The sequence below is a fragment of the Streptomyces sp. NPDC059851 genome, from assembly GCF_042732005.1.
Taxonomy (GTDB): Bacteria; Actinomycetota; Actinomycetes; order Streptomycetales; family Streptomycetaceae; genus Streptomyces.
Window position 1 is genome coordinate 1 of record NZ_JBHWJJ010000017.1, and the last position, 14,134, is coordinate 14,134.

General features: G+C 71.7%; 14 protein-coding genes. All 14 read right to left on the reverse strand.

What is annotated here, in order from left to right:
• Window positions 1–96: 96 nt before the first annotated feature.
• Entirely contained in the window at window positions 97–1,404 is a 1,308-nt protein-coding gene (locus ACFV7Q_RS08315; protein WP_385425201.1) for a S8 family serine peptidase, read from the reverse strand.
• Between the two features lie 553 nt (window positions 1,405–1,957).
• Complete coding sequence (locus tag ACFV7Q_RS08320) at window positions 1,958–2,596, reverse strand: OmpA family protein (RefSeq protein WP_385425203.1); 639 nt, start codon at window positions 2,594–2,596, stop codon at window positions 1,958–1,960.
• A 4-nt stretch (window positions 2,597–2,600) separates the two neighbouring features.
• On the reverse strand, window positions 2,601–2,993 hold the full coding sequence (locus tag ACFV7Q_RS08325) for a hypothetical protein (protein WP_385425206.1): 393 nt from the start codon (window positions 2,991–2,993) through the stop codon (window positions 2,601–2,603).
• Between the two features lie 225 nt (window positions 2,994–3,218).
• A complete protein-coding gene (locus tag ACFV7Q_RS08330; RefSeq protein WP_385425209.1) occupies window positions 3,219–3,866 on the reverse strand; it encodes a pilus assembly protein TadG-related protein in 648 nt (215 codons plus the stop codon).
• A 367-nt stretch (window positions 3,867–4,233) separates the two neighbouring features.
• On the reverse strand, window positions 4,234–4,920 hold the full coding sequence (locus tag ACFV7Q_RS08335) for a response regulator (protein ID WP_385425212.1): 687 nt from the start codon (window positions 4,918–4,920) through the stop codon (window positions 4,234–4,236).
• A complete protein-coding gene (locus ACFV7Q_RS08340) occupies window positions 4,920–6,131 on the reverse strand; it encodes a sensor histidine kinase (protein ID WP_385425215.1) in 1,212 nt (403 codons plus the stop codon). The genes ACFV7Q_RS08335 and ACFV7Q_RS08340 overlap by 1 nt, the downstream gene beginning before the upstream one ends.
• A gap of 222 nt (window positions 6,132–6,353) precedes the next feature.
• Window positions 6,354–7,244 carry a DUF5936 domain-containing protein gene (locus tag ACFV7Q_RS08345; RefSeq protein ID WP_385425423.1) on the reverse strand — a complete coding sequence of 297 codons (891 nt, stop codon included), beginning with the start codon at window positions 7,242–7,244 and terminating at the stop codon, window positions 6,354–6,356.
• 19 nt (window positions 7,245–7,263) lie between these two features.
• Window positions 7,264–8,202 (reverse strand): type II secretion system F family protein, encoded by a 939-nt coding sequence (locus ACFV7Q_RS08350; RefSeq protein ID WP_385425218.1) that lies wholly within the window; start codon window positions 8,200–8,202, stop codon window positions 7,264–7,266.
• Entirely contained in the window at window positions 8,199–9,545 is a 1,347-nt protein-coding gene (locus tag ACFV7Q_RS08355) for a CpaF family protein (protein WP_385425221.1), read from the reverse strand. Before ACFV7Q_RS08355 ends, ACFV7Q_RS08350 begins: the two co-directional genes overlap by 4 nt.
• 2 nt (window positions 9,546–9,547) lie before the next feature.
• On the reverse strand, window positions 9,548–10,177 hold the full coding sequence (locus ACFV7Q_RS08360; RefSeq protein WP_385425223.1) for a TadE/TadG family type IV pilus assembly protein: 630 nt from the start codon (window positions 10,175–10,177) through the stop codon (window positions 9,548–9,550).
• Window position 10,178: 1 nt separating this feature from the next.
• Window positions 10,179–10,658 (reverse strand): TadE/TadG family type IV pilus assembly protein, encoded by a 480-nt coding sequence (locus tag ACFV7Q_RS08365; protein ID WP_385425225.1) that lies wholly within the window; start codon window positions 10,656–10,658, stop codon window positions 10,179–10,181.
• A gap of 1 nt (window position 10,659) precedes the next feature.
• Window positions 10,660–12,021: a CpaE family protein gene (locus ACFV7Q_RS08370; RefSeq protein ID WP_385425227.1), complete on the reverse strand. Its 1,362-nt coding sequence runs from the start codon at window positions 12,019–12,021 to the stop codon at window positions 10,660–10,662.
• Window positions 12,022–12,028: 7 nt separating this feature from the next.
• The gene (gene cpaB, locus ACFV7Q_RS08375; protein WP_385425230.1) at window positions 12,029–12,730 is read right to left on the reverse strand and encodes a Flp pilus assembly protein CpaB; all 702 of its coding nucleotides are present in this window, start codon (window positions 12,728–12,730) and stop codon (window positions 12,029–12,031) included.
• A 45-nt stretch (window positions 12,731–12,775) separates the two neighbouring features.
• Window positions 12,776–13,786 carry a hypothetical protein gene (locus tag ACFV7Q_RS08380; RefSeq protein ID WP_385425233.1) on the reverse strand — a complete coding sequence of 337 codons (1,011 nt, stop codon included), beginning with the start codon at window positions 13,784–13,786 and terminating at the stop codon, window positions 12,776–12,778.
• Window positions 13,787–14,134 lie beyond the last annotated feature (348 nt).

The following is a 14,134-nucleotide window of genomic DNA, read 5'->3' on the forward strand; positions in this document are numbered from 1 at the left end:
CCAGTGGCTGCACTCCTACAATCACCACCGCGGACACACCGCGCTCGCAGGCAAACCACCCGCCAGCCGCGTCCCCAACCTCACTGGGCAATACACCTAGGGCGCCTGCACCAGTCCCAGCCCTGCATCCGGTACCGGAAGACCGAGGTTCCGCGTACCTGCGCGGAGAAGCGCAACGATTTGCGCAGCGGTCGCCCCGGGATTCTGTTCCCACAGCAGCGCCGTGATACCGGCGACGTGCGGGGTGGCCATGCTCGTGCCGTCCAGTAGGCGGTAGCCTCCGCCCCGCCACGTGGACAGCACGCCGACGCCCGGCCCCACCATGTCGACGCCGCCCCCGTTCGGGTTGAGGCCGGCACAGGAGAACGGGGCAATGGAGAAGTCCGGCCCGACGGCGCCGACCGCCAGGATCGAAGGACAGTTCGCCGGCTGTCCCACGGGCTCGATCCTCGAAGGCCGGCGGCTCTCGTTGCCGGCTGCTGCAACCATCACGATGCCCCGCTGCATGGCACGGCGGGCTGCCCGCTCGTAGATGCGCGAGTACCCGTCCCCGAAGGCAACCGGAACGCCCAGCGACATGGAGATGACGCGTACGGATCTCTGGGCCATCGCCCAGTTGATCCCCGCCAGGATCTGCCCGTCGGGGCCGCGGCCGCGGTTGTTCAGCACCTTGCCGACGAAGATGCCGGCCTCGCACGCGACGCCGTAGCGCGGACCGGCGGCCGGCCTCTTGGGACCGCAGGCCGTGCCCGCGCAGTGAGTGCCGTGTCCATGACCGTCGTCGACCGTCTCACCGGGCACGAAGGACGCCGACTGCACCACGCGTCCTGCCAGATCCGGGTGGGACACGTCGATGCCGGTGTCCAGGATCGCCACCCCGGTGCCGGCGCCCGTGAAGGTCGACTCCGTCGCCAGCACGGCCTGCAGTCCCCAGGTGGCTTGGCTCTCGTCCCACCGAGGAATTGCTGCCGCTTGCGGCACACCTGCGCGTGGCTGCCCGTCGCCCCGGACGCGGCCGGTGAGGTCGGCCACCCCGTGTGCGTAGCCGTCACAGTAGCCGTCGAAGTACTCATCCGTCCGAGTTGCCGTGCGTTCCGCGTAGACGCGGAGCACCCGCTCCGGCTCGGCACTGATGAGGCTCGGAGTCGAAGCGACGGTGGCAGCCAGAGCCGATCGCTGGTCCGGGGCGGTTTCCACGATGGCGATCCCGAGGTCGTCGAGGACCACGGTCCCGCCCCCCTCCAGTGCGCGGGTCCCGGAGGCCCCACTCGGGATGTGCTGTGCCGAAGCCACACCAGCACCGGAAGTCAGTGCGTCAAGACCGGCCTTCGGGTCGTCTTGATCAAGCAGAACCAGGTACCTACCGGTGTATTCGACCTCCGAATCGACACCGGCGTCCGCCATGGAACTCGCACCGTAGCCGTTGCTCGTCATTCAGGTCTCCTCTGCGAGAGGGGCGGGCAAACCTGCCCATACGGTTCCGACGATAGGAAGGAGTTGCCCCGGGCGCGCCGCGCAGGCGGCCATTCGGACTTCCCGCACGGCGCTCAGGAACCGTTCGTGAAGCACGCACGCTGGTCGACGGAGACGCAGAGTCACTTCCGGATGCGGAGCGGCAGCCAATCCGGTGATGGAGGCGAAGAGCCGGTCGGGCCGGGCGCCCGGAGGGTGAAGTGGGGAAGTGGCGCCGCGCCTTCGAAGCGGCGGGCGGCGGACCCCGCCCGCCGAGCGCGGCGGTGATCCTGTCCCCGATCACGGGGGCGGTGGGCCGACGGGCCGGCTCCCGGCACCGGCGTGACGGCTACCCCGTCCCGCCGAGCAACGGACGGCATCCCAGCTGCGCCGTCACCCCGCACGCCGGCACAGGGACGCCTCCGGCCCGGGACCCGGCCGTGACCCGGCCCGGAGGCCGGGCGCGGCAGCGGGCGGCTGGGGCGGGCGGGGCGAAGGGGGCCGGCTAGTTCCCGGCACCCCGCGGGAAGGTGATCTCAACCCGGCGGTTCTTCTTACGGCCTTCCTCGGTGCTGTTGTCAGCGATCGGGTAGTCCTCGCTGTAACCGCGGACGTCGTAGACCACGCCCGGGACGGTGACCGTCTTGGCGAGCTCCGCCTGCACGGCGTCGGCACGCTGCTTCGACAGCTCCTTGCCGTGCTCGTAACTGCCCTGGTCATCGGTGAAACCGAAGACGCGGATACGGGTCGCCTTTTGGGTGTTGACCTCCTGCGCGATGGCCTGAATGCGGGCGGCGGCCTGGGCGTTGAAGACGGCGCTGTTCTCCGGGAAGAGGACCTCGGACTGCAGCGCCATCATGACCGTCTGGTTGGTCTCCTGGCGGCGCTGCTCACCACCGAGGTCCTCGACGACCTCGGCGATGTCGAGCACCTTGACGGGCGCGAGGGTCCCGCCCTGGGGGATCTTCAGACCGGGGGCCTTGGAGTCGATGGGTACGGGGGCGGCGGCGGAGGGCTCCGTGCCGGGGGGTACGGACGGCTTGACGTCATCGGCGCTCGCCACGCCGACCCCGACGGCTTGGACCCCGGCCATGACCAGGCCGATGACGGCTACTGACGCGGCTGTGCGATGGCGTTTTGTCATGGGGTCACCCAGAGATTTTGATGGTGGCCGTGGCGAAGGTGGGCAGGTTGAACTCAACTTCGGTTGTTGAGGTCGGCGGAGTCGGGAACTGCGCAAAGAAGGGAACCACCTGCCCGGCGTCCACACTTGAGATCCCCGACGTGCACAGGCAGCGCGATTCCGTGTCCCGCAGCACGTAGTAACGCTTCTTTCCGACCTTGTCGACGAGGGTTGCACCGGCCACAGATTCCCCAGTGCCCTTCAGCTCGATACCCCGCCACGCGACAGTGTCCTTATATGACTGACTGCCGGTATTCTTGAGCTGCCCATTGATCGTGAGAAAGCCGCCCGGGTCCCTCTGGGCAGAGTTGATCTCCAGGACCATGCCCTCCTGCCCCTTGAGCGTGGCAATCACCACGGCTGGCGCTGAGCTTGGGCCGGCACCCGGCGTAGCCGCTTGAGAGCTTGCCCCCCGTGGCTGCGACTGTGAGGGGTTCGGCGCTCCCTTGGCTTTACCGTCGTCGCCACCCCCACACCCGGCCACAGTGAGGGCCAAAACCGCCGCAGTCGCAACGGCAGCTCCCCTACGAGCCTTCACCGTCTGCCGAATGATCATTTGGGCTAATTCCTCCGCTTTCCTGCGTCATTCCTTCAAGCGCACGTCGAACAGCTTCCGCGCGAGTGGTTTCCATGGGTCCGGCTTCGCTGGATCAAAGGCAAGCTCCTTGCCGCCCTTGCATCTGATCTTGATCGGCCCGGGCTTGTCGACAACTTCTCCCCCGGGCTTGTCTGCAACTCCTCCAGAGGGCGAAGGCGTCACCTCCGGCGTTGCCGGCTGCCCCAATCGGCAGCGTGGCACGATGGCGGCACGCGCCCCTGCCGTTCCATACACGCCTTCTGTGCCCGGAACCACCGACTTACCCACAGGCTGTTCCGTCTTCACTTCCACACTGAAGCTCAGTCGCGACGGTAGGCACGACACCACCTGAGCACTGTTGCGCGACGCAAACTCACCCGCCGCATCACACCCATCTCCGCCATCAAGCCCAACACCGTTGAGTAACTGCTCCCAACCCTTTCCCTGTAGAGAGGTCAGGTCTACGCCGGGGAGCAAGTTGTCTCGGGCCTCCTGGGCCGCAGCCAACGCAGCTGCATCAGCAGCGCCCTGCGCATCACTGCGTGAAACCGAAGCCTGACCGACAACAAAGAGTGCGAGCGCTACGAACAGGAGGCCGCCCAGGGCGGCGATGTAGATCGGAAAGGCCTGCCCGCGATCTCCCGACCATCTCACCCCCGCCCGCATTATCCGGCTTTGATGTTCGTTACGGCTTCCTTGATTCGCTTGGTAATCTCTGCACCGATACCCGAACCGACGATAGCCCCGACGATTACAAGCACCACGAGGATGATTCCGAGGTATTCGAAAGCCGTTTGCCCCCGATCGGAACGCGCGCAACACTGACGGAATCGAGCCGCCGTAACGTTGGCCCATCCTCGAACGTGGATCTGCGTCCGGACTCCAGCCTTCAGCAGCGTGTCGTGTCGCATGAGGGGTTCCTCCCGGTCCGGTGGCGCTGTTGGTTTGCGGACCGTACGGCGCGTTACGGGTCGTCACCAAGGGTCCCGGGGCCCAATTACGGACCCACCGGTCAGTCCGTCTACTCATGTCCCGTCACCCCCGGGCGGGCGGTTCCCAGCCAGCGGGCTATCGCCTCGCTGCGGCTGGCGCTCTGGAGCTTGGCGAAGATGCGGTTGATGTGGTTCTTCACCGTCTTCTCGCTGATGAAGCAGGTGGCCGCGATCTGCTGGTTGCTCATCCCGGACGCGATCAGATCCATGATCTCCTCCTCCCTCGAACTCAGGCCGAAGAGAACCGAGTTGTGCAGACGCTCCGTCGACTGTGCCACAGTTCGTTGCGGTTGCGAAGAGGTGCGGAGTTCTCCGAGGAGGGCGCTGGCCGCCGTCGTCGTGAAATGGGCGCGGCCCTCGCGGACGTCGTGGACCGCTCTGATCAGGTCGTCCGGTGTGAACTCGCCGTGCACCAGGTAGCCGCCCGCGCCCAGCAGGAGTGCTTCTCGGACGATCTCGGATTCCTGGTTGTACGTCAGCATCAGTACGGGTGCGAGGCGGACGAGGTGGGGCAGGGCGGAGATGCCGTCGACGCCGGGCATCCGTACGTCCAGCAGGATGACGTCCGGGGCGTGGCGGCGGGTCAGGCTGAGCGCCTCGCGGCCGTCGGCGGCCTGGGCGACGACGTCGAGGTCGTCCGCGGTGCCGAGGAGGGCGGCCAGGCCGGCCCGGACGACGGGGTTGTCGTCGGCGATGAGGATGCGCAGCGGGGCCATCACGGGCTCCCTTCGGGTGTGAGGGCCGCGAGCGGGAGGTCCACGCGGATCCGGGTGCCGGGCCGGGCGGCGGAAGCGGGCGCGTCGGCGGGGCCGAGGTGCAGGCGGGCACCGACGGCGGCGGCGCGCTCCGCCATGCCGAGCAGGCCGTAGTGGCCGGCGCCGCGCAGGGCGGCGAGGTCGGGCCCGCCGGCGGGGAGGCCGCGGCCGTCGTCCTCGATGGTGAGGGTGAGGTGCGCGGTGTTAGTGGTGGTGGCGGGGTCGGCGGCGGCGGAGAGGGTGATGCGGGTGGCGTCGGCGTGGCGGCGGGCGTTGTCGAGGGCCTCCGCGGCCACGGCCAGGAGGTGGCGGGCCACCGGGGCGGGGAGCAGGGGGAGGCTTCCGGAGGTGGTCACTTCGGCCCTGACGGCTCCGCCCGGCTGCGCGGCCGCGAGGCGGTGGAGTTCGGGAAGGAGGTGGACGCCCGGGGTGTCGGCCTCCTGGCGGAGGTCGGCGAGGAGGGCGCGGGATTCGGAGGCGGCCTGCCGGGCGGCGGCGGAGAGCAGGCCGGCCTGGCGGCGGACGGCTTCGGGGTCTTCGGTGCGGGCGAGGGCGTCGGCGGCGAGGGCGAGGCCGTGCAGGGTCTTGGCCACGGAGTCGTGCATGTCGCGGGCCAATCGTTCCCGTTCGGTGCGTACGGCCTCGGCCACCGCCAGCCGGGCCCGCGTCTCGGTGAGGGCCCGGCTCGCCGCGCCGAAGCGGAACAGCAGGTCGCGCAGGGAGGAGCCCGCCGCCCCGGCCACGAGGCACAGCACGGGCAGGGTGAGCCCGCCGGAGAGGGCGGCGACGGCGACCGCCTGCAGGGCGGCGTAGACGGCCGCGCCGCGCCAGCCGTGGACGAGGCCGGCCAGCAGCGGGGTGCACAGCGAGACGAAGCCGAGGGGGGACTCCGGGGTCGCGGTGACCAGAAGGAGTCCGCTGAGCGCCGTGTCGCAGGCGAGCAGCCAGCGGTGGCGCAGCAGCAGGGGTCCGAGGCGCTCCCAGTCGCGGAAGAGGGCGTACGAGAGCATGAAGGTGAGCAGGATCGCGCCCGCGACGAGGTACGTCGGGGCGCCGGGGGCCGTACGGCCCAGGGCCACGGGGGCGCCGAGGCCGATGGCGAGCATGCGGAAGGCGAAGACGCGGCGGCACAGGGCCTGCAGGGCGTTCGCCTCCTCGTACGAAGCCCCCACCGAAGCCCCCACCGAAGCCCCCACCGAGGCCCCCACCGAAGCCCCCACCGAAGCCCCCACCGAGGCCGCCATCGAGGCCCCCGCCGTGGCCCCCGCCGGAGCCCCCGACCTGGCTTTCGCCGAAGCCCCCACCGACGCGCCCGCCGAAGCGCGCCCCCGCCTCCCCCGGGGCCACGGCAAGGGCTGCGTCGCCGCGGTGTCCGGCAGCAGTACCATCGCCGCTCACCCGCCGCCGAGCAGCGCGCCGAAGTCGACGTCGGCCCCGTACACGAACCCGCACACCAGCAGGATCAGCGTCCCCGGCAGCATGAACATGGTCACCGCGAAGGTGGCCTTGGGGACGGCGCGGGCGGCGCGACGGCGGGCGTTCTGGGCGTCCGTGCGGCGCATGTCCTCGGCGATGGCGATCAGCGTGTCGACGATCGGGGAGCCGAGTTCTTCGCCCTGCTGGAGCGCGGTGACGAACTGGGCGACCTGCTCGGAGTCGTTGCGCCGGCGCAGCTCGTCGAAGGCCTGCCGGCGGCTGACGCCCATGTCCATCTGCTGCAGGGTGATGCGGATCTCGTCCGACCAGGGGCCGTCGTACTTGCCGGCGACCCGCTCCAGCGCCTGCCGGAAGCCCAGCCCGGCGCTGACCACCACCGCGAGGACGTCCAGGAAGTCGGGCAGGGTCCGCTCGATGTGGTCGCGGCGGATCCGGATCGCCGACCACAACCCGACCTCGATCCAGAAGACCCCGAAGGCGACCATCAGCAGGGCCGGTACGAGCTGCCCGTTGACCAGCATCGCGAAGGCGCCGAGCGCGCCGAGGAAGCCGTACACGGCGCGCCGGGCGGCGTAGCGGTCGATGGTGAGGCCGGCCGGGTTGCCGGCCATGTCGATCTGGCGGCGTTTGCGCGCCACCCGCTCCGGTCCCATCAGCCGCAGCACCAGCGGGGCCCAGCGGATGCCGAGGCGGTCGACGGCGGAGCCGACGGCCGTGGTGCGGGTGGCGCCGACTTCCAGGGCGAGGGCCAGGTCGGAGGGGAGCTTGGTCTCGGCGCGGTAGAGGCGGATGCCGTGGAAGACACCGAGGACGGAAAGGCCGAGGGCCAGGGCCAGCAGGATCGCGATCACGTCGTCGTCCACCCCCTCACACGTCGATCTTCGACAGGCGGCGGATCAGCACGAACCCGAGCGTGAACAGCCCGATCGCGACGAGCACCGCACTCTGGCCGAGGAAGGCTCCGGTCATGCGGTCCAGGGCGCCGGGCATCATCAGGTTCACCAGCAGCAGCGAGCCGAGCCCGATCGCCGGCACCAGGTACGCGGTCACCGTCACCTGGGACAGCTGGGTGCGGATCTCGCGCCGCGTCTCCTTGCGCTGCTCCAGGGTGACGGTGAGGTTGCGCAGGGAGCCGACGAGTGCGCCGCCCGCCCGCGCGGACAGGACGAGGGTGGAGACGAGGACGACGAGTTCGCGGGAGGGGAGCCGTTCGGCGATCTCGCCGAGGGACTCTTCGATGGAGTGGCCGACGGCGAGGCGGTCGGCGACGCGGGAGAGCTCCTCGCCCGCCGGGGCCTCCAGTTCCTCCGCCGCGATGGCGATGGCCGTGCGCAGGGCCAGGCCGGCTTGGGTGGCGTTGGCGAGGATGCGGGCGAGTTCGGGGAGCTGGTTGATGAAGCGCTCGGTGCGGCGCGCCCGCTGCCAGTTGAGGAAGGCGTCCGCGGCCCACAGGCCGATCAGGCCGGCGACGGGGCCGAAGAACGGGGCGAGGAAGCTGGCGGCGACCAGCCATATGCCGGCGACCGACAGGAGCATGTAGACGAAGAATTCGCCGGGGGTGAGGTCGAGGCCGGTCACGGCCAGCTTCACCTCGATCCGCTTGCCGAGCGCGGTCGTGCGCAGCCGCCGGTCGACGGCGGTGAAGCGGCGTCTGCGGCCGGGTGGTTCGGGGGCGCCTTCGGCGGCGAGGCGTTCGATGAGGGCGGCGCGCTGGGCCCGGCCGGCCGTGTACACGTGTACGCCCGCGATGACGAGGACGCAGGCCAGCAGGGTGGCGCCGAGGGTGAGGAGGATGAGTGGGTTCACGGGGCGGTCCGGGTGGTGCGGGTGGCGAGCTGGTCGTCCGACGTGGCGACCCCGAAGGCCTGCGGGATCGGCTGGTTGTTCATGTAGAGGCGCTCGGCGATGCGGCGCGGTAGCGGGTGGTACTCGAACCAGCCGTGGACGCGGCCGTCGGCGCCCATCGGCTGGGCCGCGAAGCGGCAGACGGTGGTGATGCGGAAGGGTTCGCGGCCGTGGGAGTCGAGGATGGCGATCTCGGTGACGCGGCGGGAGCCGTCGCCGAACCGGGTCAGCTGGACGACCACGTTCACCGCGCTGTTGATCTGGTCCTGGAGGGCTTCGAAGGGGACCTCCACCTCGGACATCGAGGCGAGGGTCTGCAGGCGCATCAACGCGTCCTCGGCGCTGTTGGCGTGGACGGTGGCGAGGGAGCCGTCGTGGCCGGTGGACATGGCCTGGAGCATGTCGAGGGTTTCACCACCGCGGACCTCGCCGACGATGATGCGGTCGGGGCGCATGCGGAGGCTGTTGCGTACGAGGTCGCGGATGGTGATCTGGCCCTTGCCCTCCACGTTCGCGGGGCGGGATTCGAGGCGGATGACGTGGGCCTGCTGGAGCTGGAGCTCCGCGGAGTCCTCGATGGTGATGATCCGCTCGCCCTCCGGGATGAGGCCGGAAAGGGCGTTGAGGAGGGTGGTCTTGCCGGTGCCGGTGGCCCCGGAGACGATCACGTTCATCTTGGATTGGACCAGCCCGGACAGCAGCAGGAGCATCTGCTCGTCGAGCGAGCCGAGGGCGATCATCTCGTGGAGGGTGAAGGCGCGCGGGAAGCGGCGGATGGTGAGCGTGGCGCCGGTCAGCGAGAGCGGCGGGATGATGACGTTGACGCGTTCGCCGCTGGGCAGGCGGGCGTCCACCATCGGGTTCGCCTCGTCGACGCGGCGGTTGACGGTGGAGACGATGCGCTCGATGGTCTGCATGAGCTGCTCGTGCGAGGCGAAGCGGAGCGGGAGCTGCTCGACGCGGCCGGCGCGCTCCACGAAGATCTGGTCCGGGCCGTTGACCATGATCTCGGAGATCGACGGGTCTTCGAGGAGCGGTTCGAGCACGCCGAGGCCGAGGGCTTCGTCGACGACGCGGCGGATGAGCTGGGCCCGCTCGGCGGTGGAGAGGACGGGGCCCTCGCGGCTGATGATGTGCCCGAGCACCCGCTCCAGCCGGGACCGCCGCTCGGCGGGGCTGAGCGCGGACATCTCGGCGAGGTCGATCTCCTCCAGCAGCTTGGCGCGGTAGGAGGAGACGAGGAGGCCGTCCTCACGGGGGCCGTGCCGGTCGTCCGGCGTGGCGACCCGGGAACGCAGGCTCATGGTCAGGGTCGTCCCTTCGGGTCGCGGTCAGGGTTGTCGTCGGGCATGACGGCCGTGGCCGTGGCGTCTTCGAGGTCGAGCCCCGGCACGATCACCTTGATCGGGATCCGCACGGTCGCCGTGACCGCATCGCCGCTCGACGCCACGCTGACCTCCGCGGCGAGGCCGGAGCGGACCGCGGCCTGACCGGCCGCCACACCGGCCCCCCGTTCGCGGGCCTCCACGCGGGCGGCGGTCCGCGCCGCCGTGTCGGCCTGCTCGTGGACGTACGCGACCCAGCCGAGCTGGATCCCGCACAGCGCGACGAACAGCAGGACCGGGACGAACCCGATGTACTCCAGTGCCACTTGCCCGCGGTCGCCCCGCGGTGCGGAGCGGCGGGCCGCCGCGCTACGGGCATGCGCGTCCGCCGGCTCCGGGCCCCGGCCGGGAGCCTGGCCCGGCCCGGAGCGGGGGAAGCGGGTCCGCTGACCGGGCCCTCGACCGCCCCGTTCGGCCGCCGCGTCCGGCCGTGGCGTCGCCGTCCCGGCCGGTACGGGCGGGGGGCGCTCGCCGTTGCCGGCCTCGTCGGCCCTGCGGGTGGGGACGGCTCGGGTGCAGCGGTCGGGTCGGGATCCGGGGTGGCCTGTCATGTCAGTCCTCCTCCCTCTCCATGGCCGCACCGGCCTCGCCGGTGATGCGGCCGAAGCTCAGCGACGGGTGCAGCACCGGGATTTCGAGCGTGATGGTGGCCTTGTAGAGCGGGCCCGCCTCACCGCAGTCCGAGGTCATGTTCCAGGCGCTGCCGATGTGCTCTGCGGCAGCCGCCGCGCATGCCCCGCCCCCCTTGACCGCACCCGCGCGCGCCGCCTCGTCCGCCGCGTTGCCAGCCAGGGAGAAGGCGTAGCCGATCAGGACGCACTCCCAGACCGCGGCGACGAGCAGCAGGATCAGCGGGACCATGCCGACGAACTCGACCGCCACCTGTCCGCGGTCACCGCGCTGGCGGCCGCGCCCGCGCGGTGACCCGGCCGGCGCCCGGTCGGCGCGGCGGGCCGGGGCGGCGGGGTCGGCCGGCGGGTGGGGGCGGCTCGGCCGGGGCCGGCGGCTCTGCGGTGGTCTGGGGGTGGGCATGTCAGTGCTCCCGGCCTCGGCGGAGCCAGGGGCCGATGGCGCCGCGGTCGCCCGCGCCGCGGCGCAGGCGGGCCACCGGCCCGGGCCTGCGGACGGCGAGGGCCGATCCGGGGGCGGCCGCGGCAGCCGGGGCGGTGGTGGCGGCCGGGATCGCTCCCGCCGCCACGGCGGTCGCCGGCTCGGGGGCGGTGGGCGCCGCCAGGAGGCCCAGTTCGCCCGCCACCGTCCACAGGGCCTGCTTGACGGTGGAGCGGTTGTCGAGGTCCTGGACGCGGCCCGCGTCCACCACCGCCTGGAGCTCCTTGAAGGCCGCCGGCACAGGCGTCCGCACCACCCTCGTCTTGGTGATCTTCTCGATCAGCGCGGGTTGGATCTCGGTGTGCCTGCTCCAGCGGTTGACCACCATCGTCGTGTCCTCGGCCTTGCGGACCTGGAGTCGCTCCCACATGCGGACCATCCGCTTGGCGGCCCGTACGGAGACCACGTCCGGGGTGGTGACCAGGACCGCCACGTCGGCCCCCTCCACCGCGGCCGCATTGGCGCCGGTCACGTTGGTGCCGCAGTCGACGACCACGAGCTCGTACCGGCTGCGCAGGGCGGTGAGGACGTGCCGGGCGGCCCGGTCGTCGACCTCTTCGCCGCGCTCGCCGTCCGCCGGGGCCAGCAGGAGGGCGAGGCCGGTGCGGTCGTCGTAGACGGCGTCCTGCAGCACCCGCGGGGAGATGTCCTGGATGCCGGCGAGGTCGGCGATGGAGCGCCGGAACTGCACGTCGAGGTAGGAGCCGACGTCCCCGGCCTGGAGGTCCATGTCGACGAGCGCGGTGCGCCGCCCCGCCGCGGCGGCGGCCAGGGCGAACTGCACCGCCGCGAAGGTGGTGCCGACCCCGCCCTTGGCCCCGGCGACGGTGACCACCCGCCCGCCGGGCCCGGTCGGCGCCTCGGCGGGCCGGCCCAGGTGGCGGCGTACGCCGGCGGCCCACTGGGCGGCGGCCTGGACGCGGGCGGCGAGCTCCTCGTAGGAGGGCGGAAGCCCGACCAGGCCGCGGGCGCCGGAGTCCATGGCGGCGGAGAAGAGCGCCGGGCCGGTGTCCGAGGAGAGGAGGACGACCCCCACCGCGGGGAAGCGGAGGGCGACCTCGCGGATGAGGTCGAGGGCGGGCACGGGGCCGATCCGCTCGTGGACGAGGACGACCTCGGGCAGTTCGTCGACGGATTCGGCGGCCAGTCGGCCGAGGGTGTCGAGGAGGGAGGCGGAGTCGGGGACGGGGGCGGCCGGCTCGGCGGCCGGGAGCTGGCTGAGGAGGGTGGAGATGGCGCGGGCGGCGTCCGGGTCGCCGGCCGCGGGGAGGATTCGGGTGGTCATCCGGGCCTCACTTGTCCCCGTCGAGGGTGTACGTGCGGTCGGCCGCGCTGGGCGCGGAGTCGGTGCCGGGGGCCACCAGGGCCAGGCGTACGTGCTCCGCGAAGGACTCGGCGTACGCGACGCGCTGGGTGTCCTTGGTGGTGAGGGCGAAGGTGATGGGGACGGCTTCGGCGGGCCCCTTGCGGTCGCTGTCCTTGTCGAGGGCGGTGAGCTTGCCGACGTTGATGACGCGCGCGTTGGCCACGATGATCACGGAGCGGGAGGGGTCGGACTCCTTGGCGCCCTTGAAGGTGGCGATGATGTTGACCTTCGCCCCCGAGTGGATCTTCCCGGCCACGCCCGTCGCCGCGTCGATCATGATGGCGATCTCCTGCTCGCCGGGCTGGAGCTGCGGCTTGTCGACGTACATGTCCGCCTGGAGCAGGGAACCCTTCTTCAGGGTGGTCAGGGCGATCTTGTCCTTGAGGCCGCCGAGGTCGGTGACGGCCGTCTCGGACAGCCACCGCTTGGGGATGCTGACCTCCTCGAACTGTCCGGCCGACAGCGGGCTGTAGGGAGCGATATCGGCCTTGGCCCGGTACGCGACGACCTCGGCCCCGACCTTGCTGTTGACGTCGCCGATCACCACGAGGACCCCGCCGAACGCCGCGAGGGCGCACAGGACCGACAGGAGCAGCAGGATGACGCCGCGGCGCTGGCGTGAGTTCATGTGCCGTACTACCTCGCCGTTCTTCGTTCGTTCGGGGTGGTCGGGTCAGTGTCTGGACCGGGGGCGGGAGGCGCCTGGGGCCTCGGCGGCCGGCGGCGGTGCGGCCGGTTGCGGGGGGTTCAGGGGGGCGGCGCAGAAGCCGCACCGGTCGCCGATGAGTTCGAGACCGCACCAGCGGCACTCGTCGCGGCGGACGGAGGCGACCAGTTGGTAGAGGACGGGCAGGTCCGGGATGCCGGCGGCGAACTCCACGAGTTTCGGGGTCGCCCACCAGGCGGCGGAGTCGGCGGGCAGCGGGTTCTCCATCACGCCCTGCACCTGCCAGGCGGGGGCGAGTTCGGCGGTCACCCAGTCGGAGGCGAGCTGGCCTCGGGCGAAGGTGAGCTGGGTGGCGTACGCGGGTCCCGGGGGCAGGACGCCGCCGCCCTGCGCCGCCCCGCCCCCTGCTGCGGCACGGCGCCCCCCGCGCGCCCGCCGACCGCGCCCCTCGCGCCCCTCCGCTCCGGACCCCGACCCCCGACTGCCGTGCACCGGCCCCGCCCCCGACGTCCCGAGCCGGGCCAGGTGCGGTGTCGGGTGGGCCAGGACGGCGAACTGGGCGCCGGGCGACCAGGACCGGGCGTGCGCCTTGAGTCCGACCGGGACCCGGTCGAGCCGGGCGACGGAGCCGAGCAGGGCGCCGGCGTGGATGTAGTGGGACAGCAGGCGGGCGGCCGCGGCGATGACGCCGGGGCTGAAGTCGCAGATGCTGAGTTGCCGCAGCTGTCGCACCAGCAGGGCGGTGCCCAGCGGCGGCAGATCGACGTCGACGAGGGCGATCCGGTCGGTTTCGAGGATGGCGCGTACGGTGTGCAGCCGCCGGACGGTGGCGGGCGGCAGCCAGGACGGTACGACGGCCAGTACGTGGCTGTGGCGCTCCAGTAGGGCGCTCACCTCGGCGAGGCTGCCTTCGAGGTCGAGCCGTCCCGGCGGGGCGAGGACGACGGCCGGCGGAGTGTGCCGGTCAGGGGCCGGCAGCACCAGATCGGCACTGGTGACGGCAATGGCGATCGGCACGCGAACCCCCCTGTTCACCCCGTACACGCGCAGCAGTTCGCACGGTCGCCGCGTCGCGCACACCCTGCGCGACCGCAAACGGCCGACGAGCTCTCCCCCTTGCCGCAGAACCATATCCGCGTCACCCCTGGCAGGGCAGGGCCTTGGAAATTCCCGTGCCACGAGCACGTGGCACAGGTGGCGGGAAACCCGGACAACCGGGATCGGGCGGCCGATCAGTTCAAGCCACTTCGCAAAGACCCTTGACACCACGATTGGTCTGGACCAACTTGTCCGGCAGGTCCCCCACTTGGTTCCACGGCCCGTTTCCCCACCCGCTCCCCCGCCTTCCGCACCACCCCTTCCCCA

Coding starts and splice junctions, on each gene's coding strand:
- cpaB (WP_385425230.1), bottom strand. CDS start 12,730: ATGAACTCACGCCAGCGCCGCGGCGTCATCCTGCTGCTCCTGTCGGTC.
- ACFV7Q_RS08335 (WP_385425212.1), bottom strand. CDS start 4,920: ATGGCCCCGCTGCGCATCCTCATCGCCGACGACAACCCCGTCGTCCGG.
- ACFV7Q_RS08360 (WP_385425223.1), bottom strand. CDS start 10,177: ATGACAGGCCACCCCGGATCCCGACCCGACCGCTGCACCCGAGCCGTC.
- ACFV7Q_RS08370 (WP_385425227.1), bottom strand. CDS start 12,021: ATGACCACCCGAATCCTCCCCGCGGCCGGCGACCCGGACGCCGCCCGC.
- ACFV7Q_RS08355 (WP_385425221.1), bottom strand. CDS start 9,545: ATGAGCCTGCGTTCCCGGGTCGCCACGCCGGACGACCGGCACGGCCCC.
- ACFV7Q_RS08315 (WP_385425201.1), bottom strand. CDS start 1,404: ATGGCGGACGCCGGTGTCGATTCGGAGGTCGAATACACCGGTAGGTAC.
- ACFV7Q_RS08365 (WP_385425225.1), bottom strand. CDS start 10,658: ATGCCCACCCCCAGACCACCGCAGAGCCGCCGGCCCCGGCCGAGCCGC.
- ACFV7Q_RS08320 (WP_385425203.1), bottom strand. CDS start 2,596: ATGACAAAACGCCATCGCACAGCCGCGTCAGTAGCCGTCATCGGCCTG.